Consider the following 24,689-nt stretch of genomic DNA (forward strand, 5'->3'; position numbering starts at 1 on the left):
TAGGAGAACGGCGCCTGTGCCACCCGGCCGAGTGAAGGCATATCCCCGTGTTCCCCGAGTCACTCCGAGCACATCCCGGATCTCTTCGATACGCGACATTCTGGGCGGACGCGATCCCACAATACGCTCCGTCACCAATAGTCGCGTACCGCGAGGGTCACTTCACCAGCCTTTTCGAACGGGTGACGCGCGGCTTGTGGCCATCTCGGATTGTAAAGATAGCGGACAAGGTACCGATCGCGGGGCGAGTTTTCCACCCCACCCACCTGAACAGGCCATCCGGGTACATACAAGATCATGTTTTAGGCTTGCCCCACAGCGTGACACACGAAGGACGGAGAAAGTTCGCACAAGGTGTCGAACCTTAATACCCTAGCCTGTTCGAGCGACTGTGAAAACCGGGACAGGCGCAACGCGGACGAGCCACTGTGGTACTCATCGGTAATGGCCCATGAGCTGCGGCACGCCAGAGCGACATCCCCTCGGCCATGCCCCGAAGTCCGGACTGTACATGCGTCCGACTACGACCGGGGAAGCAACAGGATTCCCCCGATAGCGGGAACGAGGACGTAGTATGTTGCGCTGACCGGACAGGCTCCGGCGGGCCGACACCACGGCCGGGAGGCGTCGCGATTCGCGTCGACTGTCGACGTGGTCGCGCCGAACACACCGAATCGGCACAACCCCACCGACACAGTTCACCGACTTCGGAAGAAGGGCGCATGAGCAACACGACGCCACCACCACTGCGCGCTCGGTACGGGGAGCGAAGCGAGAAAACACACGCTTCCTTCGGCGGTATCGAGAAAAGCGCGGCACTCGGCGGAAAAACCGGCCCCGATTTCGCCGGAATTGCGGGATCGGCGGAATTCGGTGAACTGCGTGCACGGCTGAAGCGCTTCGTGCTGCCGATGACCGTGTTGTTTCTCGCCCTGTATCTCGGGTACGTACTACTGGCTGCCTACGCACCGGACTTCATGGCCGAACCGGTCTTCGGCAACATCAATGCCGGCCTGCTGTTCGGAGTCGGGCAGTTCGTTTCCACGCTCCTGATCACCACGCTCTACGTCAAGTTCGCGGAGCGGCGGGTGGATCCCGAGGTGGACAAGCTGCGCGAGACCGCCGGTGGTGGTCAGCGGTGAACACACTGGCGCAACAGCAGTCCCCGCTCGATGACACCAGTCCCGTCGTCAACATCAGCGTGTTCGCCGGGTTGATTCTGCTCACGCTGCTGATCGCCTACCGGGCCAGCAGCAGCAGGAACACCAGCGACTACTTCGCGGCGGGCGGCACCTTCTCCGGTGCGCAGAACGGAATCGCGCTTTCCGGCGACTTCCTGTCCGCTGCCTCGTTCCTCGGCATCGCGGGCGCCATCGCGGTACACGGCTACGACGGCTTCCTCTACTCGATCGGCTTTCTCGTGGCCTGGCTGGTGAATTTGCTGCTGGTCGCCGAGCGACTGCGCAACACCGGTCGGTTCACCATGGGCGACGTGCTCAGTTTCCGGATGCGCCGACGTCCGGTACGCGCCGCGGCCGCCGTGTCCACCCTGTTCATCACGATCGCCTACATGGTCGCGCAGATGGCGGGCGCGGGCGATCTGGTGGCCCTGCTGCTGGACATACGCAGCGGTACGGGCCAGGCCCTGGTGATCGCCGTGGTCGGCATGGTCATGGTCTTCTACGTGCTCATCGGCGGCATGAAGGGCACCACCTGGGTGCAGATACTGAAAGCGGTCATGCTGCTGCTCTCGGTCTCACTGATAACACTTTTCCTGCTGGGTAAGTTCGGTTTCAACTTCAGCAGCCTGATGCAGAGCGCCGCGGCGAACAACCCGCTCGGTGAAGGCATGTTCGCCCCGGGTGCCCAGTACGGTGAAAGCACGCTGACGAAGCTGGACTTCGTATCGCTGTCGATGGCCCTGGTGCTCGGTGTGGCCGGACTACCCCACGTGCTGATGCGGTTCTACACGGTGCCGAACTCGCGGGAAGCACGTCGATCGGTCGTGTGGGCCACCTGGTTGATGTCGCTGTTCTACCTCTGCACGCTGGTGATCGGGTTCGGCGCCGCGGCACTGGTGGGCACCGAGACCATCAACAACGCGCCGGGCGGCGAGAACTCCGCCGCTCCGTTACTCGCCTACGAGATCGGCGGGACCGTACTGCTCGGTGTGATCTCCGCGGTCGCCTTCGCGACCATCCTCGCCGTGGTCGCGGGCCTGACCCTGACGGCCTCGGCCTCGTTCGCGCACGACTTCTACGCCAACGTGATGCGCGGCGGTAAGGCCGATCCGGACTCCGAGGTCAGAGTGGCTCGCATCACCGCGATGGTCATAGGCTTCGCGGCCATCCTGGGTGGCATCCTCGTCAACGGGCAGAACATCGCCTTCCTGGTGGGACTGGCCTTCGCGATCGCCGCCTCCGCGAACCTGTCCACTCTGGTGTTCACGCTGTTCTGGAAACGGTTCAACACCAGCGGAACCCTGTGGGGGATGTACGGCGGGCTCGGCTCCTGCCTGCTGCTCATGCTGTTCTCTCCCGTGTTCTCCGGATCCGCCGACTCCATCTTCCCCTCGGTGGACTTCAGTTTCTTCCCGCTGAACAACCCCGGGCTCGTCTCCATCCCGATGTCGTTCCTGTGCGGCGTCATCGGCACCCTCGTACGGCCGCGTTCCGCCGATCCGGAGGACTTCGAGGCGATGAAGGTGCGGTCGCTGACCGGTATCGGTTCGCGGGACGTGGTGTACTGACGAGTCGTGGTCGGCGGGATCTCGTCGACGCGGTTTCCGCGGGGGTCGCTCGGCGGAACCTCCCGGCCGCTCCCGCTTCCGGACGGCCCGACATCGGACAGCGATCCGCGTCCCCCGCCGGGCCGTCCGCACGAGAGCACAGGCGCCGCAACCGCAGCGCTCGCGTTCGGTTCCGGTTCTCTCGGTTCCGGTTCCCTCGGTTCCGAGTCTTTCGGCCCCGCCTACGTTCGGTTCGGACGGCGCACGAACTCAGCCACCACGCGGCCCAGTTCGGCCCCCGCGTCCTCCTGAAGGAAGTGACCGGCCTCGACGATGGTCGCGTGCCGCTGTCCGGCCGCACCCGGCAGCAGTTTACGCAGCACCGGCCCCATGGACGCGGTGATCGGATCACTGTCGCCGAACGCGGTCAGCACGGGCGTCTCGTTCGCGGCCAGCGCTCGCCACGCGGCACGGTTCGCCTCGGTGGCCGGATCGTCCGGGGAAGTCGGCACCAGGCCCGGCATGGCACGCGGTCCGGCCTTGTAGGACTCGTCGGGGAACGGCGCGTCATAGGCGGCGCGTACTTCCGGCGACATCGGCCGGGCACATCCGCCCGCGACCAGTCGCCCGACGTCGAGGGTTTCCGCCCGCTCCACGGTCCTGCGGAACCGCCACCACACCTCGGGCATGTCGTGATCGCCGGTGGGCATGCCGGTGTTGGCCGCGACGGCGCCCGAGAACCTCTCCGGGTGCTCCGCGAGCAGCCGCAGCCCCAGCAGACCGCCCCAGTCCTGCCCCACCAGGGTGATCTCTCGCAGGTCGAGCGCGTCGAAGGCGAACTGGCGCACCCACTCGACGTGCCGCGCGTAGCTGTGATCAGTGATCTCGGACGGCTTGTCCGAACGTCCGAAACCGACGAGGTCGGGTGCTACGGCCCTGATGCCCGCCTCCGCCAGTACCGACATGACGTCGCGGTAGAGGAAGGACCAGCTCGGTTCCCCGTGCAGCAGCAGCACCGTCGGACCGTCCTCCGGACCGACCGCGACGTAGGCCATGCGGAGCGTCCCGCCGTCCTGATCGGACAGCTCGACGTGGTGCGGGGAGTGCCGGAACCCGGGTATCGCCTCGAAGTGCTCTTCGGGCGTGCTCAGTACACGCATGCGGTGACGCTACAACCGGGTTCGTGACGGCGTCCACGAAACCGATCCGCTCCGCTGCCCCCGAGAATGGTATTCACGCGACGCTTTCGATTCGGCACCCGCCGTGGAAGCCCGGTGCTAGTCTGCGGATACCTCGGGCCGATCCCACCACCCGGCTGTTCCGGGCTTCGGAAAACACCAGCAAGGGAGTCCCCGATCACAATGTCCGGCGAGACAGATACGAGGGCACCTCGCACTCCGGTCATGCCCGGCTGGACGATCTGGGTGGGCGCGCTCGTGCTGCTGCTGGTGGCGGGCCTGTCGATGTGGCTGCTGCTGGAGTCGTTCGGCGGCGGCACCGACCGGGACAAGGCCAGGCTGGAGGCCGTCAAGGTCGCGGGCAGCATCGTGCTGGGCACCGGCGGTGGCGTGGCGCTGCTGCTGGCCGCACGCAGGCAGCGGGCCACGGAGCTCTCGCTCGATCAGAAGGAGCGGGCGGCGGCCGACGCCAGACACGACGCCACCGAGCGGCGGGTCACCGAGCTGTACGCGACGGCGGCGGAACAGCTCGGCTCGGACAAGGCACCGGTACGGCTGGCGGCGCTCTACGCACTGGAACGCCTGGGACAGCACAATCCCGCGCACCGCCAGACGGTGGTCGACCTGTTCTGCGCCTACCTGCGGATGCCGTTCACACCCGTCGAGGCCGAGGAGGCCGGGACGACGGGCGGGACATCGCGAACGAACCGGGCCCAACGGCTGGGGTTGCGCCCACCCACGAGGCGGCTGAGCAGCGCGCAGCCCTCACTGCTCGTGCCGATCGACGGGTTCGAGGCGGTCGACGAACAGGAACAGCAGCAGCAGGAGGAGCAGGTCAGGCGTACCGCGCAGCGGCTGATCTGGTCGCATCTCCGACCGGATCCGGATGCGAACCGGGAGCCGCGCGATCCGAAGTTCTGGCCCGAGATCGACCTCGATCTGACGACCGCGACGCTGCAGGACTGGAACATGGTGGACTGCCGGGTGCGCCACGTGCGGCTGGATCGCGCGCGGTTTCTGGGTCCCGCGACCTTCGACCGGGCCGAGTTCACCGGGCAGGTTCGCGCCAGAGAGACGGTGTTCCAGCACGAGGCATGGTTCGCCGATGCCACATTCCGGCAGTTCGTGCGGCTGGATCGCACGGAGTTCCACGCGGCGGCCGACTTCGACCGGGCGGTGTTCCACGAGTGGCTGAGTCTGGCGGGTGGCGTGTTCCGGGGAAGCCGTTCGTTCAGCGGCACTCGGGTGCAGGGGAAGACCTACGGAATGTCGGCTCCGCGGCCGCCGCAGTGGGACCCGCAACCGCCGCAGGGAGCTCCGCCACCGCCTCCCAGGTGGGCTCATCAGCAGGGCCCCGGAGCTCCACCACTGCCCGGCTACGCGCAACCCGGTTACGCCCCCTCGGTGAGGGATACTCCGCGGCAAGGCGGTGGGGCTCCGCGCGCCGGCAGGCTAAGCCGGCCGGATGGGTGGGAAAAACGGGACAACGAGTGGGGAGACCACGAGCGCGACGTCCAGCAGGAGCCACCTCCCTGGGCAGTCGACGAACCATCCGATTCGGACCCTCGGGAAACGATCCGCCGAATGCAGGACTGAGCACAGCGAAACATGTGGATATGCACCACGCTGCATCGCTATGCTTGAGCCGTGATCTCAGCCGACCAGTTGGACGAACTCATGCGACGGGGATGGCCCGCGAGTTGGGAGGCAACGGTCGGCGGTTGGCTCGCGCGGCTCTCCGGCGGAGTGACACGGCGGGCCAACTCGATCCTGCCGCTCCGGGCACCATCCGATACGGAGCGGGCGGTCGCGCGAGTCGAGGAGTTCTACCGCTCGCGCGGACTCCCGGTCGCCTTCCAGATCGGCCCCGCCGCACGACCATCCGAGCTGGACTCGGTGCTGGCTCGGCGGGGATACGAGCTCCGAACTCCCACGGCCGTTCAGGTCGCGACGATCGAGGACGTGCTGCACCGACTTCCCGAGTCCGAGGCCGACATCCGCGTGCGGCACTGGCCGGACACGGCCTGGATGGATCTGTGGTGGGAAGTGGACGGCCGGGGTGGTCCCGAGTCGCGAGCGGTCGCCCACGACATCCTGACCGGCGTCGCGGGACTGTACGCGGCGAGCCACGACGGAGACGGTATCTCGGCGGTGGGACGACTGGCCCTGGTCGGTTCCTGGGCAGGGGTGTACTGCCTGGCCACCCGGCCCGACGCGCGACGTCGCGGCCACGCGAGCGCGATCCTTCGCGGCCTGCTGGAACGGGCCGCCGAGCGCGGGGTGAAGTACACCTGGCTGCAGGTCACTGCCGACAACACCGCCGCGCTTGGGCTCTACGAGCGGTTGGGTTTCGTTACTAGGTCCAGCTACCACTACCGGGAACTACCCACGATACCGTCCCGAACGGGCTGATCTCGCGCCAGCACCGGTCGTGCGGGAGCCCGGCGCGTGTTCACCAACTGTTCGATGGCATGAATTCCGGGCGCCTTCCCTGTAGGCGAATATCGAGCACAGTGGCCCGACCGCGGTCGGAAACGAAGAAACCGCCTCTTGCTCCGTCTTCACGGGTCACGGACAGGTCTCAGCTGCCGTAGTGGTATCGGCAGGCGGCGATGCGAAGCTCGTCGTCGCTGATTTTGTACACGAGCCGATGCTCGTCGGTGATCCGCCGGGACCAGTACCCCTGGAATCCGTACTTGAGGGGTTCGGGCTTGCCGATGCCTTCGTTCCCGTTGCGCTGGATGTCCTTGATCAGTGTGTTGATGCGTTTGAGGATCTTGCGGTCCTGAGTCTGCCACCAGACATAGTCGTCCCAGGCAGCCTCGTCCCAGACAAGCTTCACTCGTCCAAGTCCCGCACGATGCCGTTACCGCTTTCCAGCCGGTCGATGGACCCCAACAGCCGGCGGGCGTTCTCGGGGCTCTTGAGCAGGTACGCGGTCTCGCGCAGCGATTCGTAGTCGTCGAGAGCGACCATGACCACCGGTTCGTGGCCGGCCCGAGTGATGACCACCTCCTCCCGGTCATCGGTGACGCTGTCGAGCGTCTCGGCATAGCGCGCCCGCGATTCCGAGTACGACATGGTCTTCATAACCCACCTCCTTACGTACAAAAAATTGTACGTCGCTAACGAGAGAGGGCGCAACTGTTGGAATTGCCCGGCGCGGCCGAGTGGGGGGCGGACACAGCATGCACGTCGTGCTACTGACGAGTTGTTGTTCACCCAGGATCGGATAGGCGTCGCGGCGTAGTAGGCACCGCCGGTCTGTTCACCTGTCGCTAGCTCTGGTTGAGGGCGTCGCGAATCAGAGTCATCGCCTCCAGCAGCGCGTTCTTCTGGTCGGCGCTCAGTGGACTGGTGGTGCGTCGTTCAAGTTCGGCCCAGGCGGCGCGCGCCCTGGGAACGGTTTCACGGCCGTGGTCCGTCAGCACGACGGTCGTCGCCCGCTTGTCGGTTGGGGAGGAGGTGCGGGTCACCAGGTCGGCCCGTTCCATCGCCTGCAACGTGGCCGTGACGGTCGAGCGATCCCGCCCCAGGTAGTGGACGAGTTCTGTCTGTGGAACCGGACCATGCTCATCGAGGTACAGCAGGACGATTTCGTGCGGCGAGGCCACGCCTGCTTCCTGAAGGAGCGCGGTGCCGACCCGGGCGTGTGCGCGGGTGACCTGAAGGAGCAGTGAACCAACGGGCGCGCCGTCGATGCTGGTACCGACGTGACGTCGAGGTTCGGCTTCCGGAGCGGACCGCTGCTGGGAGGAGTGCACCACTGGGACAGCCTATTGGGTTTGTTGGCACGCCAGCAATTAACTACGATCGTTGGCATGCCAACTTTTCGGCTCGCGCCCGGCCCTCCGAACTCGGAGGGGATCGACCCGCAACTGCGACGGATCATGGGCGTGCTCCTCGTGGGCGCGAGTGTGGCGCTACTGGACACCACCATCATCGGCGTCGCCATCGACGGTCTCTCCCAGGACTTCGACACCTCGGTAGCCACGACCCAATGGGTCACCACCGGTTACGTGTTGGCGATGGTCGCGGTGATCACGACGATGGGCTGGTTGACCGACCGATGGGGGTGCCGACGGGTCTGGCTGGGCGCGGTGGGGGTCTTCCTACTCGGCTCGGTTCTGTGTTCGGTGGCATGGTCGATCGGGACGCTCATCGCGTTCCGGATCGTGCAGGGGCTCGGTGGAGGCCTGATTCTGCCGCTCGTACAGGCGATCCTCGCCCGTGCGGCAGGTCCCCACCGGGTTGGCCGCGTCATGGGCTATGTCGGAATCCCCGGCCAACTGGCGCCGATCCTCGGGCCGGTCCTCGGGGGGATGCTACTGGCAACCGCGGGGTGGCGGTGGATCTTCCTCGTCAACATCCCGATATGCCTGCTGGCTCTCGTCGCCGCCCACCGCCACCTCACCGATGACGACCCGCGCACACCGGCCCGGCTGGACCGCGGCGGGCTGATACTCCTGTTCCCGGCCACCGTGGCCATCCTGTGGGGGTGCACGGCGATCACCGAGCAGACGACGGCACCCGCACCGGCACCGGTGATGCTGGGTGTGGGAGCCGCCCTCGTGGGCGCATTCTGGTTCCACGCCCGGCGCCTCGGCCAACAAGCCCTGCTCAACGTCAAACTGCTCCGACAACGGACCTTCGGCGTCGCGACCTTGATGATGTTGCAGTTCGGCTTCTCGCTCTACGGCAGCCTGATCCTGTTGCCACTGTTCTATCAGCGGGTCCATGAGGTCGAGGTGGGCGATGTCGGACTACTGCTCGCACCACAGGGACTGGGCACCATGGCCGCGCTGTACTTCGCCGGACGGTGGGCCCACCGGCTTGGCCCGCGACTTCTCGGCGTCCTCGGAACCCTCATGTCCATAGCCGGTACGACAGGACTCGCGGCGACCGGCGCCTCCGCCACCACGCCCAAGCTCTCCCTATACCTACTGCTGCTTGGGGGCGGCTTCGGCGCGACCGGCGTCGCTGTCTCAAGTGCTGCCTACCGCGACGTCCCTCCACCCTCTGTCACGCACGCCACCAGCCTGCTGAACGTCGTGCAACGACTCGGCGCGGCTCTCGGAACCACCGTGATGGCGATCATTCTGCAACTGAACCTCACCAATTCGAACCTCGCCGACAGCGATGCCGCCGCGGGGTTCTCACACACGTTCTGGTGGGCCGCCACCTTCGCGACGGCGACTCTCATCTCCGCTGTCCTCCTACCTGCCCGTCCAGTCACCTCCGACCATCCTTCGCACCCCACGAAAGGACATGACACGTGCGCGCCATCGTCGTCGACCAACCCGGGGGACCCGAGGTGCTCCGACCGACCACGCTGCCCGACCCCGTCCCCGGACCCGGACAGGTCCGAATCGCCGTAGAGGTCGCCGCGATCACCTTCATCGACACCCAGATACGCTCCGGAACCTCGATCGGCCCCCGGATCGAGTTCCCGGCCGTACTAGGCAACGGTGTCAGTGGGTACGTCGATGCGCTCGGAGAGGACGTCGACCCCGCATGGAAGAACGCCCTGGTCGTGACCTCCACCGGCGGCACCGGTGGTTACGCCGACCAGGCTGTGGCCCGAGTGTCCGACCTGCACCGGGTTCCCGAGACCCTGGGGGCACGGGAAGCGGCCACCTTGCTCGCCGACGGACGCACCGCCGTAGGACTCCACGCCGCAGCGAAAATCGAACACGGTGACGTCGTGGTGGTCACCGCTGCCGCGGGGGGAGTCGGCGGTCTTCTCGTCCAGCTCGCCGCCACCGCAGGCGCCCGCGTGATCGCACTCGCCGGCTCCGCCTCGAAGGTGGAACACGCGCGCGGTCTCGGCGCCGGCACCGGGGTAAATTACCGCGCCCCCGAATGGGCATCGGCACTGCGGGAGGCCGCACCCTCCGGAGTTGATGTCGTGTTCGACGGCGTCGGTGGCACCACTGCCGACGCCCTTCACCCGCTGGTACGACGAGGTGGAAGATACGTCGCGCACGGAGCCGCCAGCGGCACCTGGGCAAGCCCTGACGAAAAGGCCACCTCGCGCGGGATCACCCGCATCGGCCTAGACGCGATCGGCGGTACCCCCGGCAGCCTCTACGGCCTCGTCGAGGAAGCCCTTGCCCTGGGGTCAACGAAGAGCCTGCGAGCCACCATCGGGCAGACCTACCCCCTCGAGGCTGCCGCGCGAGCTCACTCCGACATCACCGCCCGCACCGTGATCGGAAAGACCCTACTCATCCCGTGATCAGAGAACTTCCCGCCTCCGACGACGAGGAGCACGAGACTCGGGGGAGCACGCGTAGACCGATCCTCGGGCTGAGGTCGTGGTCAGCCATTGGCCGGAGGGCTCGGGGAGTTTCGGGCGCAACCGGGTACAAACGAAACCCGCCCCCTGTCCTGTTTGTACAGGTCAGGGGGCGGGTTTCCCAGTTGTGCCGGGTAGAGGATTCGAACCTCTGAAGCTTGCGCGGCTGATTTACAGTCAGCTCCCTTTGGCCGCTCGGGCAACCCGGCTCATCAGCCATCCGCTGTTGGCTTGTACCAAAATCTTACATACCGGCACCCGCGCTCGTGTAAGGGGGTCCGGGTAGCCTATTCGCTCACCACAACAGCCCACGTGAGGAGTTTCCGACATGGCGGACCCGTCGTTCGACGTAGTGAGCAAGGTCGACCGGCAGGAGGTGGACAACGCACTCAACCAGGCTGCCAAGGAGCTCGCGAACCGCTTCGACTTCAGGGGAACCGGCACGAAGATCAGTTGGTCCGGAGAGGAGGCCGTGACCCTGGAGTCCGAGACCGAGGAGCGCTGCAAAGCAGCGGTCGAGGTCTTCAAGGAGAAACTGGTCAAGCGGGGCATCTCGCTGAAGGCGGTCGAATTGGGCGAACCGGTCAGTTCCGGTCAGGTGCACCGGGTCTCCGGCAGCCTCAAGCAGGGGATCGCGCAGGAAACGGCCAAGAAGATCTCCAAGAAGATCCGCGACGAGGCCCCCAAGGGGGTGCAGGCGCAGATCCAGGGCGACCAGTTGCGGGTCTCGGCCAAGAAGAAGGACGACCTGCAGGCAGTGATCTCGCTGCTGAAAAGCAGCGACTTCGACGTGGCGCTGCAGTTCGAGAACTACCGTTGAGGGACGTGGGCGACGTCGTCGGGCACGGGACGTCGCCGCTCGCACAGTACTGCTAGCCGTCGACGGGAGAGAGCTCGGTGAAGGGAATCGTGTTGGCCGGGGGCAACGGTACGCGGCTGCACCCGGTCACCCAGGTGGTGTCCAAGCAGCTCCTCCCGGTCTACGACAAGCCGATGGTGTACTACCCGCTCTCGGTGCTGATGCTGGCCGGGATCCGCGACATCCTGCTGATCTCCACACCCGAGGACCTGCCGCTGTTCCGTCGCCTGTTCGGTGACGGCAGCAGCCTCGGGCTGCGCATCGAGTACGCGACCCAGAGCGAGCCCAACGGGCTGGCCGAGGCCTTCCTGATCGGCGCGGACTTCATCGGCGACGACTCGGTGGCGCTCGTACTCGGCGACAACATCTTCTACGGTCAGGGCTTCTCGAAACTGCTGCAACGCAGCACCTCCGAGCTGAAGGGCTGCACGCTGTTCGGCTACTCGGTGCGCGATCCGCAACGCTACGGCGTCGGCGAGACCGACGGCGAGGGCAGGCTGGTCTCGTTGGAGGAGAAACCCGCCGCGCCCCGCTCCAACAAGGCGATAACCGGCCTATACCTCTACGACAACGAGGTGGTCGACATAGCGCGCAAGCTGCGCCCCTCCAGTCGTGGTGAGCTGGAAATCACCGACATCAACACGACGTACCTCGAGCAGGGCCGTGCGCACCTGATCGAGCTGAATCGCGGTTACGCCTGGCTGGACACGGGCACGCACGAGTCGCTGCTGGATGCCGGTCAGTTCGTGCAGGTGCTGGAACACCGCCAAGGAGTGCGCATCGCCTGCCTGGAGGAGATCGCACTGCGCATGGGATACATCACACCCGAGGAGTGTCACGAGTTGGGGCGACGGCTGTCCAAGTCCGGTTACGGCCAGTACGTCATGGAGATCGCCGAAGCCATTGCCGGGCGGGAGCTGGACGCCAGGACCGAATGAGACCGAGCCGTCTCGACGACGTCGGTTTCCGGACGTCCGTCAATTTCCCACGAAATCGCCGGGTAGGTAGGGCGGCGCGGCCCCGGCGGCGTCAATTTCCCACGAAATCGCCGGGCCAGTGCGGCGATGTGATGCCGAGCTCCCGCCACTCACGCAGCCCGACCACCCCACCGGGCCACGGAATCCATCTCCCGAGGCCACGCAGCGCGGGTTTCCCCGGTGCGTGAGTCGGATGCATTGCAAGGCCGGGCCGCTCGCCGCGTAGTCGCTACTCAAGAGCCGGCCCAACACAGCAAGGCGCCGACTCACGTGCCGGCTAACCGGCCACGCACACGAGTGTTGCTGCGCACTCTTAATAATGGGTGGGGAGCTTGCGCCCTGCCAGTCCTTCCAGCCGCCGAACCCGGTCGGCGATGGGCGGGTGGGTGGAGAACAACTTCGTCATCCGCTCCCCGGAGCGGAACGGGTTGGCGATCATCAGGTGGGATTCACTGACCAGCTTCGGTTCGGCCGCCAGCGGGGCCTGTTTGGTCCCCCGTTCGAGTTTGCGCAGCGCCGATGCCAGGGCAAGCGGATCCCCCGTCAGCTCGGCTCCCGAGGAGTCCGCCTGGTACTCGCGGGAGCGGCTCACCGCCATCTGGACCACGGCTGCCGCGACCGGCCCGAGCAGCGACACCAGCAACAGCGCGATCAGGTTGGGGCGTTCCTCGTCGTCCCCACCGAAGCTGGCGAAGATCATCCCGAAGTTCGCGATGAAGGTGACCGCACTGGCCAGCGCACCCGCGACGCTGGATATCAGGATGTCGCGGTTGTAGACGTGCGACAGCTCGTGCCCCAGCACGGCGCGCAGTTCCCGCTCGTCGAGCAGTTCCAGGATCCCTGCGGTGGCGCAGACGGCGGCGTTACGGGGGTTGCGCCCCGTCGCGAACGCGTTGGGCGCCACGGTGGGACTGATGTAGAGCGCGGGCATCGGCTGCTTCGCGGAGGTGGCGAGTTCACGCACGATGCGGTACATCGCGGGCTGCTCCGCCTCGGAAACCGGTCTCGCACGCATCGACCGCAACGCGAGGTTGGCCGAGTTGAAGTACGCGTAGCCGTTCATTCCGAGCGCGATCAACAGCGCCACGACCATGCCGGACCGCCCGAACAGCGACCCGAGCAACACGATGAGTGCGCTCATGGCACCGAGCAAGAGCGCCGTTTTTACTCCGTTCCAATGCCTGTGCAAGGTACTCCCGCCTCCGCCCGGTTTCCGGACCAGTTTCCGGGGCCGATCACCTTCGGCGGTGACCGGGAAGCACGCACGGTGAGCGGCGATTCACGCCGGCCGGGCGCCCCGGGAAGAACTCACTCGGACAACGTCGCGCGAGGATCGCCAGTTCCTTAACACGCCACGCCGAACACGTCACAGTATCGGTGGAGATCGAGCTCATGGCCCCACCGATCAACTTTCTCTCGCGAAGAAACTAAACTGTGGAACACTTGTAAACGACTCACGCGCTCGGCCCGTACCGACACGCGAGGCCGCGCCCAGCGGTGGAACGTTGTCCAACCGGCTGCTGTGGTGGCTAAGCGGCGGAGCCCGTCCGCCGCACTCCCCCGCCGGACGAGACAGTGGGAGGGACGAGGCCGCTCGTCCGGTCCCGCAGTCGGAGGACGAGCTCAGGGGCGTACTGCCGCCACCGGAATCCGGGAGGCGGCGGAGAGGATTCGGATTGGTCTTGTCGAAACTGCTCGGCCGTGGTGCCGCGCGCAAACCCGGCCGGGAAGGCGCCAGCAACGCTCTGCCTCCCACCCCGCTGGATGGCGGGACGCTGAGCTGTCAGATACACGACGAAGCCGACCGCCCGCTCCCGGAGGCCACCGTGACAGTGGTGAACCGACTGAATCAGCAGGTGGCCAGCGGAACCACCGACGGTTACGGCTTCTTCCTCGCGACGGTGCAGCCGGGAACCCACAAGGTCTCGATCACCGCGGGTGGCTACCAACGCACGGGCACCAGGGCCGAGGTTCGCACCAACCGGCACACCGCGATCGGCTCGGTGCGGTTGGAGCGGGACCCGGAGAGTTCACTCCCCGAGCCCGGTGTCTGGACGTTTGATCCGGACCACACCGAGATCCGGTTCATCGCGCAGCACATAGGCATGTCGAAGATTCACGGAGCCTTCCGCGAGTTGGAGGGACGCGTCACCGTCCGGGAACCGTTCGAGAAGTCCGTGGTCGAGGTCGCCATCGACGCGTCCAGCATCGACACCGGGGTACGCATGCGTGACGACCATCTGCGCTCCGCGGACTTTCTGGACGTGGCGAACCACCCGAGGTTGTACTTCCGCAGCGACAGGTTGACCCAGCTGCGCGGTGACCGCTGGGCGGTCGGTGGCCAGCTGACGCTGCGCGGCAGGAGCAGCCCCGTGCAGCTGGACACCACCTACCTGGGAACGCGCTCCTGGAACGGCACCCGAACGGCGTGCCACTCCACCACGGAACTGCGCAGGGAGGACTACGCGGTCAACTGGCAGCAGCTGTTGAGCAAGGGGATCGGAGTGGTCGGCCCGACGGTGCGGATCGAGCTGGACGTGCAGGCTGTGCTGGAGGAGTGACCCGGGAGGTCCTGACGGATCTCGCGTGCCCGCTCGGTCACCGTCCAGCGCCGAGTCGGACAACGCGCGTCGGGCACCGACCCGGCCCCCGCTCTGCCGCCGGGTGCCGAGGGACGGATCGGCCGCCACCGCGGTGGCTACTCGTGTAGCTCCATGGTGCAGCACTTGGGGCCACCACCCGACTTGCGCAGCTCCGAGATGTCGGTGAGCAACGGCTCGTAGCCGTGCGCGCGCAGTCGTTCGGCGAGACCGGTGGCCTCGCTGGGCAGCACGACGTTCCTGCCGTCGGAGACGCCGTTGAGTCCGAGGCACTCCGCGTCGGCGGAGTCGGCGATCACCGCGTCGGGGAAGAGCCTGCGCAGTACCTGTCGCGACCCCTCGGAGAACGCCTCGGGATAGTAGGCGACCTGGGGTCGATCACCCTTGCGGAGGACGAACAGCGCGGTGTCCAGGTGGTAGTAGCGGGGATCGGTGAGCCGCAGCGATACGACCGGGACACCGAGCACCTCCTGTGCCTCGGCGTGGGCCTGCGGATCGGTTCGGAAACCGCTGCCCGCCAGCAGCAGCTGCCCGGTCCAGGCGAAGTCCCCCTCGGCCTCGTTGATCCGGGAGGGCATCACCAGGTCACGGTAGCCGCTCGTGGAGAACCACCGCCGGAAGTGCTCGGCCTCGGGGGCGCGCTCGGGTGACCTGAACCGGGCACCGAGCACTCGGCCACCGATCACCGTGGCGGAGTTCGCGGAGAAGACCATGTCGGGCAGTCCCGGCTGCGGCGGCACGGTATCGACGGTGTGGCCGAGTCGCCGGTAGATGCCCGCGAGTTCCCGCCACTGCGACATCGCCAGTTCGGTGTCGACGGGCTCGTCCGGGTTCATCCACGGGTTGATGGAGTACTCCACCGTGAAGTGTTCCGGAGGACACATCACGTAGTGACGTCTCGTCGGTACATTCTCGGCCGTGTCGGGCCGTTGAACCGGATCGGGCGCTGCGACAGTGGACACCGACATATTACTTAATCTAATTCCTGCTTTTGCGGCATTCAATGCACCTTCATTGCGGTGAATACGGCAGAATGTTGCACATGGACCCCCTGGATCAACGAATCGTTTCGCAACTGGTCACCGACGCCAGGGCCAGTTACGCGGAGATCGGCGAAGCGGTGGGACTCTCCGCGCCCGCCGTGAAACGACGTGTGGACAAACTGCTGGACAACGGCGTGCTGCAGGGCTTCACCGCCGTGGTGGATCCGGAGGCACTCGGTTGGGGGACCGAGGCCTTCGTGGAAGTGCACTGCCACGGCAACGTGCCCACCGACCGGCTGCTCGCGGGGCTGGAACCACTGCCGGAGGTGGTTCGCGCCTACACCGTCTCCGGGGAGGCGGACGCGATCGTGCACCTGCGCGCGGCCGACATCCATCACCTCGAGACCGCGCTGGAACGGCTGCGTGCTGTCGAGTTCATCAACCGAACGGTTTCCACCGTGGTGCTCTCCCGGTTACTAGACAGACCACCCCAGGCGTAGAACTGTGCTCGGCGTGCGGGGCATAGTTGGTGCCGTTGCGGAACCTCTGGCACGGCTCTCGCTGTGGGTCCCCCGACATCGGGTAGCGACCTACACAACGTCGGGGCCGTCCTCGCGAGAGCCGCCCCGGAGAACCCGCGGTCGGTCCTGCTGCGTGAGTAGCGGTTCGGCGCTCACGCGCCGAGGAATCGAGCGGATCGGCCTCGGAGCAGTGGTTGAGTAGCGACCTACGCGGCGAGCGGCTCGGCCTTGCGATGCATCCGACTCACGCACCGGGGACACCTGCGCTGCGACCCGCACGGGCACTTCTCGACGGACGGTCCCGGTGCAGCGGCGTCAATTTCGCGAGAAATTGACGCCGCACCGGAGAACCCGCGGCGGTGCCAGTGGCGAGGGTGGTCGGGGTTCGCCCTGCGGGAGTGGTCGGGGTTCGGCACTGCGTCGTAGCGGCGCGGCGATTTCGCGAGAAATTGACGGCCAAGGGGCCACACAGCGGCATCGTTCCGGCGATTTCGCGAGAAATTGACACCGCCACGTTGAAGGGGGACTGCCCGGCCGCCTTGCCGCCGGGAACAAGCCCGTTCAGGAGCGCGAGCGGCCGTCCCAGGCGACGAAACCGGCCTGCTCGGCATCAGCCGGGCCGCGGAACCAAACCTCCGCGACCACCCGATCGAAATAGGGCGACTCGGCGGTGTGGTACCGCCGCGAGCCGAACTGCCCCTTGACCGTGTAGCTCTCGTCCGGCCTCGGCCGTTCCGGATACCTCTCGTCGGGGTACCACTCCTGCGGTTCGTGCCCGGAGGTGGTGTCGGACTCACCGGCCGTCGCGTCCGAAGATCTTCCCGACGCCGGGTCGCCGAGGACGTTTCCACTGAACGCGGAGTGGGCGTTGGCGGCGGGACCACCGCCCCGGGTGTTGGCGCCGGGGACTCTTCTGGGAAGTCCCTCCGGGGTCTCCTCGACACCCGAGGTACCTCCCGACTCGGAGTCAGGGGGTCCGGTACCGCCCGCGGTCTCCTCGGGATTCGGGGCGGACCCCGCACCGTCGGTCACCGGCGAGGCCGAGCTGTCCGGCAGTTCGGCACCGCTGCGGTCGGGATCGATTCCGGGCGTCACCATCGGCTCGAACAGGGAGCGCAGCCTACCGGTGAGTTCTCCTTCGGAAGGTGCATCGGAATAGCCACCGGCTGCCGCTCCCTGGTCGGGTTCGCCCGGTTCCGCGCCCGAACCGGAACGCTCGGAACCGCCACCGCCGAACTGGCGCGGGGCGGTCTCCGATGCGATGTTGTCGGTGTCGTACATGTCGAACTCGGCGGCCGAGAACCACGTGTGGTCCCCGGCGGGACCGGAGAACTCCGCCCCGTGGCTCACCTCGGCCGGTGCGGTGGGCGTCGCGGACCAATCGGCGCCGCCCGGTGCGGGGGCCGTTTCGGGAGGTTGCCTGCGCGGATGTTCTTCGCGCAGCTCGCGTTCCCGCTCCAGCCGCAGCTCGGACTCGTCGAAGGAGGCGGTGTCGGAACCGTACGGTGTCTCCTGAACGGGCTGCCATTCACCCGTCGCGGAGGTACTCGCACCCTCCGGCGCGGGTGCGGCCGCGAAGACGGAGCCGCCGAAGTCCTCGGAGGCGGCTTCCATCCAGCGCGCTCGTTGGCTTCCCAGCGGCCGGGGCACGTGCTCGGTCGGCCATTCGACGGCGCTCGCGTCGGAAGGGGCGCCCGCTTCGGAGGGGGCGCCCGCTTCGGAGGGGGCGCCCGCTTCGGAGGGGGCGCCCGCTTCGGAGGGCTCGGGGTACCGCGCGGTGGCTTCGGCGCCGGACTCCGGGACACGGTCGCGCACTGTCCCGTCCTCCGGAACCGGCTGGACCGCGGTGTCGCGGGTCCCCCCGGTGTCCCGGTCGAACTCGGAATAACGGTGGAACTCGCTGTCCGGGACCGATTCGGAGTCCCACAGCGGGATGTCGCCCGCGGCGGACGAGTGGTCCCGCAACTCACGCAGCCGCTGGTGAGCGGGCCGCACGAACAGCAGCCAGGTGGCCGCCACACCTGCCGCGAACGCGGCCAGGCTCCACAGCCACACCTGGGTAAACAGCCACGTCACCGCTGCGGTCCTTTCTCTCGCGAAGTCAACCGTCGACGAGTGCGACCACGACCGACACCGGCACGGTGGCGAACGACACGCCGGGACACCTCATCGGGTGCGGGCCACGACGTAGTCGACCAACGCGAACAGCCCCTGCCGTGCCGGACAGTCCGGCAGTCGGGCGAGCTCGGCCCTCGCCTGTTCAGCGTAAGTATCGAGGGTTCGACGGGCACGAACCAACCCGGACGAGTCACGCAACCGTCGCAACGCCTCCTGCACTTCGGCATCAGCCGTCAGTGATCCCGAAAGCAGCTCACGTAACCGTGTGTCCGAGTCGGAAGCGGTCAACTCGTAGAGCATCGGCAGTGTACGAACTCCCTCGCGGAGATCGGTACCGGGCGTCTTGCCGGACTCGTCCGGTGGCGAGGCGATGTCGATGATGTCGTCCGAGATCTGGAAGGCGGTGCCGACGATCTTCCCCACCCGTTCCAGCGCACTGATCTGCTCCTGCGGCGCGCCCGAGAACAGGGCACCGAACCTGCCGCAGGTGGCGATCAGCGAGCCGGTCTTCTCGTCGATCACCTCAAGGTAGTGCGCCACGAGATCCTCGCCGCCCTCGACACCGACGGTCTCGCGCATCTGGCCGGTAACCAGGGATTCGAAGGTACGAGCCAGCATGCGGACCGCGTCGCTGCCCAGATCGGCCGCCAGCTGGGACGCCTGCGCGAACAGGAAGTCACCGGTCAGAATGGCGACCGAGTTGTCCCACCTGGCGTTGGCGCTGGTCGCGCCGCGCCGCATGGTGGCCTCGTCCATCACGTCGTCGTGGTAGAGCGTGGCCAGGTGGACCATTTCGAGGATCACGGCCGCCTTGGTCACCGCTTCCCGCTCCGGTTCGCCGAATTCGGCGGCCAACAGCGTGAACAGCGGCCGGAACCTCTTGCCACCTGCCTCGACGAGATGCAGGGACGCGCGGGTGGCGAAGTCCAGATCGCTGTGCACCGCTTCGTGCAGCAGTCGTTCCACCCGCGTCATCCCGGCCCGCACCGATTCGGCGAGCTGTGGATCGGCAATGTCGAAACCACCGACCGCGGTGCCCGTCTCCCACGGGACACCGCCGGTCGGCTCACCAACTGGGCTGGTCACGTCACCGTCGCCTTCGTCTCCCCCGGAAATGCCCTGCGAGGGACACCTTACGACACGAAGCCACCGACACTCGCCCAGTCCAGCGCCAGCATCGGAGCCAGCCCGAACAGCAACGTGACAACCACCCCGAGCGTGATGGCCGCGGTGGTGAAAGCCCCGGGCACGCTGACGGTGGGCCCGTTGGGCGCCGGATCGTTGAAGAACATCAGCACGATCACGCGCAGATACAGGAAGGCGGCCAGCGCGCTGGCCAGCAGCGCTATGACCACCAGCGGTCCCATACCTGCCGAGAACGCGGCGGAGAACACCACGAACTTGCCCATGAAACCGCTGGTCGCGGGAATACCGGCCAACGCGAGCAGCAGGAACGTGAACACCGTGGCCAGCAGCGGCGAGCGCTTGGCCAACCCCGCCCAGTCCGACAGGTGAGTTGCCTCACCCTCCGAGGTGCGGACCAAGCCGATGACGCCGAACACGGCCAGCGTGGTGAACCCGTAGGCGAGCAGGTAGAACAGCGTCGCGGACAGGCCACGCTCGGTCAGCGTGATCGCCCCGACCATGAGAAATCCCGCATGCGCGATCGAGGAGTAGGCGATCATGCGTTTGAGGTCCCGTTGCGTCAGCCCGGAAACCACCCCGATGACCATCGACAGCACCGCCACGGTCCACAGCACCCAGTGCCACTCCCAGCTGGAGGCGCCGAAGGCGACGTGCAGCAGGCGCAGCATCCCGCCGAAGGCGGCCACCTTGGTGCACGCCGCCATGAAGCCGGTCACCGCGGTGGGGGCACCGTGGTAGACGTCGGGGGTCCAGAGGTGGAACGGCCCCACCGAACCCTTGAACAACAGCCCCATGATCACCAGACCGAGGCCCGCGAACAGCAGTGTGTCCGAGCGCAGGCTTCCCGCCGTGGCGTCGGCGATGTCGGAGAACTTCACCGAACCCGCGTAGCCGTAGAGCAGGGCCAGCCCGTACAGGAAGAACGCGGAGGCGAAGGCGCCCAGCAGGAAGTACTTGACCGCCGCTTCCTGCGAGAGCAGCCTGCGCCGCTTGGCCAGCCCGCACAGCAGGTAGAGCGGCAGGCTCAGCACTTCGAGCGCGACGAACATCGTCAGCAGATCGTTGGCCGCGCAGAACACCATCATCCCGCCGAGGGAGAACAGCGTGAGCGGGAAAACCTCGGTGCGCATCCCGGCCACCGAGGCGGTGGCGCGATTCATCACCTCGGCGGAGGCCGCACCCGGCGCGTCGGCGGGGTGTCGTGACGCCTCGGAATTGGTCTCGGCGACGAACGCACCGCCGGGTTCGATCGAACGGTCGGCGATCAGCAGGATCGCCCCCAAGGCCAAGGCGAGCAGCGTTCCCCACAGGAAGAGGGTCGCCGGCCCCACGGCGACCGTGTCCGAGAGGGTGGTGCCGCCGGTGTTGATCTCCCTCGCGTGCCGGATCACCTGCGCACCCGCGAGGATCACCGTTAGCAGGCTCAGCACCACCTGCGCGGCCCAACGCTGTCGCCGGTGTACGAAAGCCTCGATCAGCACACCGAGACACGCCGCGACCAGCACGATCAGCACCGGCGCGATGGCGGCGTAGTCGATCGTCGGCATGTCGGTGGGCTGCTGGGCCAGCAGTTCGGAATGCCGGTCCGGGGCACCGGTTCGCGCTACCACTCCCACTTTCAGTTACCTCCCTGAGAGGTCACGGGATCGGTGACGCCGACCTCGCTCATAGTTGCTTCCACCGAGGGGGTGATCACGTCCAGCACCGGGGCGGGGTACAGCCCCAGCAGGACGATCAGCACCACGAGCGGAGCCAGGACACCGATCTCTCTGCCGTCGAGATCGCGGAGGGCGAGCCGACTGGCCCCGGGTCCGGAGCCGCTGCCCCCCGCGACCTCCGGATCGGTCGCGGCTCCCGGGCCGCCGACCGAGTCGAGCAGGGCGGTCCCCGAGAGCGGTCCCTGCATCACCCGCTGGTAGAGGCGGAGTACGTAGACCGCCGCCAGCACCATCCCGACGGTGGCGAGTATCGCGAACACCGGCCGGGTGGTGAAGGAACCGATCAGCACGAGGAACTCGCTGATGAACGAGTTGGTTCCCGGCAGCGACAGGGTGCTCAGTCCGGCTATCAGCAGCATCCCGGCCAGCACCGGGGTAACTCGGGCCATACCGCCGTAGTCGGCGATCCTGCTGGAACCGCCACGCGCGATGATCATCCCGATCACCAGCACGAGCATCCCGGTGGCGATGCTGTGATTGACCATGTAGGAAGCCGCGCCCACCTGCGCCTGCGAGGTGAACGCGAAGATTCCCAGCGCGATGAATCCGAAGTGGGCGATCGAGACGTAGGCGATGAACCGTTTGAGGTCGGTCTGCCCGAACGCCTGCAGCGAGCCGTACAGCACGCCGATCACTCCCAGCGTCAGCACCAACGGTGCCAGCAGTTGGGACGCCTCGGGAGCCAGCGGGAGGCTGTAGCGCAGGAATCCGAAGGTGCCCACCTTGTCCAGCACTCCCACCACGATCACCGCCACCCCGATGGGGGCCTGTTCGGTGGCGTCGGGCAACCAGGTGTGCAGCGGAACCAGCGGTGCCTTGATCGCGAACGCGGTGAAGAAACCGAGGAAGATCCACACCTGCACCGAGGTCGGCGCGTCGGCGAGCACTCCGCGCAGCGTGGCCCAGTCGAAGGTTCCCCGCCCGGTGGCGCTCGCCGCGTAGGAGTAGGCCCCGATGGCCGAGGCCAGCATGATCAGTCCACCGAGGAAGGAGTACAGGAAGAACTTCACGGCCGCGTACTGCCGCCTGCTGCCGCCGTAGCCGCCGATCAGGAAGTACATCGGGATCAGCATGATCTCGAACAGCACGTAGAACACGAACAGGTCGGTGGTGGCGAACACCGCCACGGTCAGTGCCTGCTCGACGAGCAGCAGCGCGAAGAAGCCACCCCGAGTGCGCTCGGCGGGAAGCCGTTCCCGCCAGCTGAATCCCAGCACCACCGGCATCAGCAGCGCGATCACCGCGACCATGACGAGCGCGATGCCGTCCAGCCCGAACGAGAGGCTTATGCCGTACTGCGGGATCCACTCGACGGAGCCGCCCAGCTGCAGCCTGGCCCCACCGGGCTGGTAACTCAGCCAGGCCACCGCCGCGAGCACCAGTTCGACCAGCGAGAAGCCCAGGGCTACCGGTTTGGCCGCGCGTTCGTTGCCGCGCAGCAGCGCCACGACGATCGCGCCGAGCAGCGGCAACAGAATCAGCGCGAGGAGCAGGTTCATCGCGTCTCCCCTTCTCCGGCTATTTCGCGGGAATTCGCACAGCGGGCCGTCGTCATGGGGTTCCCACCGAGAGCAGGGCGGCCACCAACAGGACGCCGCCGACCAACATGGACATCGCGTAGGACCGGACGAAGCCGGTCTGCCAACGCCGCAGCACCTGCGAGGCGGCGCCGAGGGTCGTGGCGACCCCGTTGACCGTGCCGTCGACACCGGCCCGGTCGAACCGTGCCAGCCCGTCGGCCAGTCCCACGGTCGGCCGCACCGCCACCGCGCGGTTCAGCGCGTTGCCGTAGAGGTCGGCACGGGCCGCACGCACCAGCGGCGAAACCCGGGACGGCGCGGTTTCGGGAACGGGACGGCGCCCCACGAGCAGCCAGGCAGCCAACACACCGAGCGCGGAGAACCCGAGCGTGAACACCGGGATCACCGAGTGCGGCAGCACCGCGTGTCCCTCGTGGAGCTCACCCAGTGCGGGGCTGAGGAAGTGCACCAACCGCTCGCCGCTGGTGAACAGGAAACCCGCTGCCACCGAGCCGACGGCGAGCACGATCATGGGGCCGGTCATCACCGGTGGCGACTCGTGCGGGTGGAACTCCCCGCCGTCGGCGGCGGTCCGGTGTTGCCAGCGCCGTTCCCCGAAGAAGGTCAGCAGCATCAGGCGGGTCATGTAGAAGGCGGTGAGCCCGGCACCGAGTACCGCCGCACCGCCGAGTACCCAACCCTGCCAACCGGGCGCGCCGAAGGCCGCCGCGATGATGGCTTCCTTGGAGTAGTAGCCGGACAGGAACGGGAAACCGATCAGCGCCAGGTAGCCTAGCGCGAAGGTCGCGAAGGTGATCGGCATGTAGCGGTAGAGTCCGCCGAACTTGCGCATGTCGACCTCGTCGCGCATGCCGTGCATCACCGAGCCCGCACCGAGGAACAGTCCCGCCTTGAAGAAACCGTGCGTGAGCAGGTGCATGATTCCCAGTGCGTACCCGGCGGGGCCCAGCCCGACGGCGAGCATCATGTAGCCGATCTGGCTGACCGTGGAGTACGCCAGCACCTTCTTGATGTCGTCGTAGGCGCAGCCGATCACGCAGCCGACCAGCAGCGTGACCGCCCCGACGAGCGCGACCACCAGCTGTCCGGTCTCGGTCATGGTGTAGAGCGGATTGGCCCGCGCGATCAGGTAGACCCCCGCGGTGACCATGGTGGCCGCGTGGATCAGCGCCGAGACCGGGGTGGGGCCCTCCATGGCGTCGGGCAGCCACGCCTGCAGCGGCACCTGGCCGGACTTGCCGCAGGCTCCCAGTAGCAGCAACAACGAGATGGCCAGCACCGTTCCGGTGGAGAGCTCCCCGGCGCGGGCGAAGACCTCGGAGTACTGGGTGGTTCCGAGCCTGGCGTACAGCAGGAAGATCGCCAGCGCCAGTCCGACGTCGCCGACCCGGTTCATCACGAAGGCCTTGGTGGCCGCCCCCGCGGCGCTGGGGCGCTGCTGCCAGAAGCCGATGAGCAGATAGGAGGCCAGCCCGACGCCTTCCCAGCCGAGGTAGAGGGTCACGAAGCTGTTGCCGAGCACCAGGATCAGCATCGCCGCCACGAACAGGTTCAGGTACCCGAAGAAGCGGCGCCGCTCGGTGTTGCCCCGCCCGGTGCGCCCCTGCTGGTCGTGGGCCATGTAGCCGATCGAGTAGATGTGGATCAGCGCGCCGACCCCAGTGATCAGCAGCACGAAGACCAGCGACAGCGGGTCGATGCGCAGCCCGAAGTCGACCTGCAGGGAGTTGACGGGGATCCAGGAGAACAGGTGCAGCGAACGCGCGGCCTGTTCCGCTCCTCCCACGGAGGTGAACAGCGCCAGGGCGTAGCCGAAGGAGGCGATCACCGTGGCACAGCCCAGCAGGTGTCCCCACCCGTTGGCGCGTCTGCCCGCCAACAGCAGCACCGCGGCACCGAGCAACGGAATCGCGATGATCAGCCACGCATTGTTCTGAATCGCTCCCTGAGCGGCCTGTACCGGCTCCGGAGCGGCCAGCATGGAGGTTGTCACGCCGTCTTCCAATCCGTTCCGTTGGTCCA

21 protein-coding genes and 1 tRNA gene are annotated in these 24,689 nt (G+C 67.1%); 10 read left to right on the forward strand and 12 right to left on the reverse strand.

Going from position 1 to position 24,689, the window contains the following annotated elements; translation table 11 throughout:
* Nucleotides 1-722: 722 nt before the first annotated feature.
* Entirely contained in the window at nt 723-1,142 is a 420-nt protein-coding gene (locus ACOQFL_RS04055; protein WP_435542716.1) for a DUF485 domain-containing protein, read from the forward strand.
* Entirely contained in the window at nt 1,139-2,749 is a 1,611-nt protein-coding gene (locus ACOQFL_RS04060) for a monocarboxylic acid transporter (RefSeq protein ID WP_435542717.1), read from the forward strand. The genes ACOQFL_RS04055 and ACOQFL_RS04060 overlap by 4 nt, the downstream gene beginning before the upstream one ends.
* A 221-nt stretch (nt 2,750-2,970) precedes the next feature.
* Here the strand turns inward: ACOQFL_RS04060 and ACOQFL_RS04065 are convergent, their stop codons facing one another.
* Nucleotides 2,971-3,888: a haloalkane dehalogenase gene (locus tag ACOQFL_RS04065; RefSeq protein ID WP_435542718.1), complete on the reverse strand. Its 918-nt coding sequence runs from the start codon at nt 3,886-3,888 to the stop codon at nt 2,971-2,973.
* Nucleotides 3,889-4,089: 201 nt separating this feature from the next.
* Between ACOQFL_RS04065 and ACOQFL_RS04070 the strand changes: the two genes are divergently transcribed.
* Both ACOQFL_RS04070 and ACOQFL_RS04075 read left to right on the forward strand, forming a co-directional pair.
* Nucleotides 4,090-5,502 (forward strand): pentapeptide repeat-containing protein, encoded by a 1,413-nt coding sequence (locus tag ACOQFL_RS04070; protein ID WP_435542719.1) that lies wholly within the window; start codon nt 4,090-4,092, stop codon nt 5,500-5,502.
* A 51-nt stretch (nt 5,503-5,553) separates the two neighbouring features.
* Nucleotides 5,554-6,318: a GNAT family N-acetyltransferase gene (locus ACOQFL_RS04075; RefSeq protein ID WP_435542720.1), complete on the forward strand. Its 765-nt coding sequence runs from the start codon at nt 5,554-5,556 to the stop codon at nt 6,316-6,318.
* Between the two features lie 169 nt (nt 6,319-6,487).
* Here the strand turns inward: ACOQFL_RS04075 and ACOQFL_RS04080 are convergent, their stop codons facing one another.
* The 3 genes from ACOQFL_RS04080 to ACOQFL_RS04090 all read right to left on the reverse strand — a co-directional run bounded on the left by ACOQFL_RS04080 (nt 6,488) and on the right by ACOQFL_RS04090 (nt 7,673).
* Nucleotides 6,488-6,748, reverse strand: coding sequence for a Txe/YoeB family addiction module toxin (locus tag ACOQFL_RS04080; protein ID WP_435542721.1), 261 nt, complete (start codon nt 6,746-6,748; stop codon nt 6,488-6,490).
* The gene (locus tag ACOQFL_RS04085) at nt 6,745-6,996 is read right to left on the reverse strand and encodes a type II toxin-antitoxin system Phd/YefM family antitoxin (protein ID WP_435542722.1); all 252 of its coding nucleotides are present in this window, start codon (nt 6,994-6,996) and stop codon (nt 6,745-6,747) included. Before ACOQFL_RS04085 ends, ACOQFL_RS04080 begins: the two co-directional genes overlap by 4 nt.
* Nucleotides 6,997-7,184: 188 nt before the next feature.
* Nucleotides 7,185-7,673, reverse strand: coding sequence for a MarR family winged helix-turn-helix transcriptional regulator (locus ACOQFL_RS04090; protein ID WP_435542723.1), 489 nt, complete (start codon nt 7,671-7,673; stop codon nt 7,185-7,187).
* Between the two features lie 54 nt (nt 7,674-7,727).
* Between ACOQFL_RS04090 and ACOQFL_RS04095 the strand changes: the two genes are divergently transcribed.
* Both ACOQFL_RS04095 and ACOQFL_RS04100 read left to right on the forward strand, forming a co-directional pair.
* Entirely contained in the window at nt 7,728-9,284 is a 1,557-nt protein-coding gene (locus ACOQFL_RS04095) for a DHA2 family efflux MFS transporter permease subunit (RefSeq protein ID WP_435542724.1), read from the forward strand.
* On the forward strand, nt 9,221-10,144 hold the full coding sequence (locus ACOQFL_RS04100; RefSeq protein WP_435542725.1) for a zinc-binding dehydrogenase: 924 nt from the start codon (nt 9,221-9,223) through the stop codon (nt 10,142-10,144). The genes ACOQFL_RS04095 and ACOQFL_RS04100 overlap by 64 nt, the downstream gene beginning before the upstream one ends.
* A 188-nt stretch (nt 10,145-10,332) precedes the next feature.
* Here the strand turns inward: ACOQFL_RS04100 and ACOQFL_RS04105 are convergent.
* Nucleotides 10,333-10,413: transfer RNA gene (locus ACOQFL_RS04105), tRNA-Tyr, on the reverse strand.
* A gap of 119 nt (nt 10,414-10,532) precedes the next feature.
* Between ACOQFL_RS04105 and ACOQFL_RS04110 the strand changes: the two genes are divergently transcribed.
* Nucleotides 10,533-11,024, forward strand: a complete 492-nt coding sequence (locus ACOQFL_RS04110) for a YajQ family cyclic di-GMP-binding protein (protein ID WP_435542726.1) — start codon at nt 10,533-10,535, stop codon at nt 11,022-11,024.
* 77 nt (nt 11,025-11,101) lie between these two features.
* A complete protein-coding gene (gene rfbA / locus ACOQFL_RS04115; protein WP_435542727.1) occupies nt 11,102-12,001 on the forward strand; it encodes a glucose-1-phosphate thymidylyltransferase RfbA in 900 nt (299 codons plus the stop codon).
* A gap of 352 nt (nt 12,002-12,353) precedes the next feature.
* Here the strand turns inward: rfbA and htpX are convergent, their stop codons facing one another.
* Complete coding sequence (gene htpX / locus ACOQFL_RS04120) at nt 12,354-13,229, reverse strand: zinc metalloprotease HtpX (RefSeq protein WP_435542728.1); 876 nt, start codon at nt 13,227-13,229, stop codon at nt 12,354-12,356.
* Between the two features lie 487 nt (nt 13,230-13,716).
* Here htpX and ACOQFL_RS04125 point away from each other — a divergent pair, with 487 nt between their 5' ends.
* Nucleotides 13,717-14,601: a YceI family protein gene (locus tag ACOQFL_RS04125; RefSeq protein WP_435542729.1), complete on the forward strand. Its 885-nt coding sequence runs from the start codon at nt 13,717-13,719 to the stop codon at nt 14,599-14,601.
* A gap of 137 nt (nt 14,602-14,738) precedes the next feature.
* Here the strand turns inward: ACOQFL_RS04125 and ddaH are convergent, their stop codons facing one another.
* On the reverse strand, nt 14,739-15,608 hold the full coding sequence (gene ddaH, locus ACOQFL_RS04130) for a dimethylargininase (RefSeq protein ID WP_435542730.1): 870 nt from the start codon (nt 15,606-15,608) through the stop codon (nt 14,739-14,741).
* Between the two features lie 74 nt (nt 15,609-15,682).
* On the opposite strand from ddaH, the gene ACOQFL_RS04135 reads away from it, so the two are divergent.
* Nucleotides 15,683-16,123 (forward strand): Lrp/AsnC family transcriptional regulator, encoded by a 441-nt coding sequence (locus ACOQFL_RS04135; protein ID WP_165400710.1) that lies wholly within the window; start codon nt 15,683-15,685, stop codon nt 16,121-16,123.
* 582 nt (nt 16,124-16,705) lie between these two features.
* Here ACOQFL_RS04135 and ACOQFL_RS04140 read toward each other — a convergent pair.
* From ACOQFL_RS04140 to nuoL, 5 genes are all read right to left on the reverse strand, one after another.
* Nucleotides 16,706-18,220 carry a sunset domain-containing protein gene (locus tag ACOQFL_RS04140; RefSeq protein ID WP_435542731.1) on the reverse strand — a complete coding sequence of 505 codons (1,515 nt, stop codon included), beginning with the start codon at nt 18,218-18,220 and terminating at the stop codon, nt 16,706-16,708.
* Between the two features lie 90 nt (nt 18,221-18,310).
* Nucleotides 18,311-19,237 (reverse strand): polyprenyl synthetase family protein, encoded by a 927-nt coding sequence (locus ACOQFL_RS04145; protein ID WP_435542922.1) that lies wholly within the window; start codon nt 19,235-19,237, stop codon nt 18,311-18,313.
* A 158-nt stretch (nt 19,238-19,395) separates the two neighbouring features.
* Nucleotides 19,396-20,955, reverse strand: a complete 1,560-nt coding sequence (nuoN, locus tag ACOQFL_RS04150; RefSeq protein ID WP_435542923.1) for an NADH-quinone oxidoreductase subunit NuoN — start codon at nt 20,953-20,955, stop codon at nt 19,396-19,398.
* A 71-nt stretch (nt 20,956-21,026) separates the two neighbouring features.
* Complete coding sequence (locus ACOQFL_RS04155) at nt 21,027-22,625, reverse strand: NADH-quinone oxidoreductase subunit M (RefSeq protein ID WP_435542732.1); 1,599 nt, start codon at nt 22,623-22,625, stop codon at nt 21,027-21,029.
* 52 nt (nt 22,626-22,677) lie between these two features.
* Complete coding sequence (gene nuoL / locus ACOQFL_RS04160) at nt 22,678-24,648, reverse strand: NADH-quinone oxidoreductase subunit L (protein ID WP_435542924.1); 1,971 nt, start codon at nt 24,646-24,648, stop codon at nt 22,678-22,680.
* Between the last annotated feature and the right edge of the window lie 41 nt (nt 24,649-24,689).

The organism is Actinopolyspora sabaoui, from assembly GCF_051225635.1.
Classification (GTDB): Bacteria; Actinomycetota; Actinomycetes; order Mycobacteriales; family Pseudonocardiaceae; genus Actinopolyspora.

What these genes read in the sequence shown, in the direction of transcription:
- ACOQFL_RS04085 (WP_435542722.1), bottom strand. Translation starts at nt 6,996, where the DNA reads ATGAAGACCATGTCGTACTCGGAATCGCGGGCGCGCTATGCCGAGACG.
- ACOQFL_RS04135 (WP_165400710.1), top strand. Translation starts at nt 15,683, where the DNA reads ATGGACCCCCTGGATCAACGAATCGTTTCGCAACTGGTCACCGACGCC.
- ACOQFL_RS04095 (WP_435542724.1), top strand. Translation starts at nt 7,728, where the DNA reads ATGCCAACTTTTCGGCTCGCGCCCGGCCCTCCGAACTCGGAGGGGATC.
- ACOQFL_RS04065 (WP_435542718.1), bottom strand. Translation starts at nt 3,888, where the DNA reads ATGCGTGTACTGAGCACGCCCGAAGAGCACTTCGAGGCGATACCCGGG.
- nuoL (WP_435542924.1), bottom strand. Translation starts at nt 24,648, where the DNA reads ATGCTGGCCGCTCCGGAGCCGGTACAGGCCGCTCAGGGAGCGATTCAG.
- ACOQFL_RS04145 (WP_435542922.1), bottom strand. Translation starts at nt 19,237, where the DNA reads ATGACGCGGGTGGAACGACTGCTGCACGAAGCGGTGCACAGCGATCTG.
- ddaH (WP_435542730.1), bottom strand. Translation starts at nt 15,608, where the DNA reads ATGTCGGTGTCCACTGTCGCAGCGCCCGATCCGGTTCAACGGCCCGAC.
- ACOQFL_RS04070 (WP_435542719.1), top strand. Translation starts at nt 4,090, where the DNA reads ATGTCCGGCGAGACAGATACGAGGGCACCTCGCACTCCGGTCATGCCC.
- nuoN (WP_435542923.1), bottom strand. Translation starts at nt 20,955, where the DNA reads ATGCCGACGATCGACTACGCCGCCATCGCGCCGGTGCTGATCGTGCTG.
- ACOQFL_RS04155 (WP_435542732.1), bottom strand. Translation starts at nt 22,625, where the DNA reads ATGAACCTGCTCCTCGCGCTGATTCTGTTGCCGCTGCTCGGCGCGATC.
- ACOQFL_RS04110 (WP_435542726.1), top strand. Translation starts at nt 10,533, where the DNA reads ATGGCGGACCCGTCGTTCGACGTAGTGAGCAAGGTCGACCGGCAGGAG.
- ACOQFL_RS04055 (WP_435542716.1), top strand. Translation starts at nt 723, where the DNA reads ATGAGCAACACGACGCCACCACCACTGCGCGCTCGGTACGGGGAGCGA.